Annotated in this window: 1 pseudogene; it reads right to left on the bottom strand. The window is 30.2% G+C overall.

The window, feature by feature from the left end:
• Positions 1–481: pseudogene (locus JCM14209_RS08630) on the bottom strand (transposase family protein); the annotation flags it as partial.
• Positions 482–620: the final 139 nt, after the last annotated feature.

Raw genomic sequence — 620 nt, forward strand, 5'->3', positions numbered from 1 at the left:
AAGCGATAGCGTTAGGTAAGGATTTCTTAACTCTATTTAAAGTATCTTCAGTAGATTCCAGACATCTTTGAACAGTGTTACTGGAAACAGAGTATTCAAAAGCAGTGTCTTTCATAGATGTGGTCCGCTTGAAGTTAACAACTATTTGTTGTTTAACATAATTTGAAATAGAACAGTGTTCTTCAACCCCTAAAATAGGGAATACACGAGTTGAATGACAATTTTTACAGATAAATTTTTGTTTACGGATACCCATATATAAAGGTTTAGCAGCCATTTTAGGACAAAGAATTAAAACCTGAGGAGTTTTACCATTTTTAACCATATTGAATCCACAATTAGGACAGCGTTTAGGAGAATTAAAATTTTGAACACAGTTCAAAACTGTAAAATCAGCGAATTCGGAGAATTTATCTTTTGATTTATCCAAAATAATATGATTATCTTTAATTCCTGTTATATATTTGATATTATTAGACATAGAGAAGTCGATCCTTTCTTAGAGAAACCGGGGTTCAGTCGACTTCTCTTTTTTTATACAATTTTACAATAAAAAAAGTACTGATGATAATCTTGAAATATACTTCAAAATTTTCATCAGTACAGAATATTATAGAACC

Source organism: Ligilactobacillus hayakitensis DSM 18933 = JCM 14209 (assembly GCF_000615845.1).
Taxonomy (GTDB): domain Bacteria; phylum Bacillota; class Bacilli; order Lactobacillales; family Lactobacillaceae; genus Ligilactobacillus; species Ligilactobacillus hayakitensis.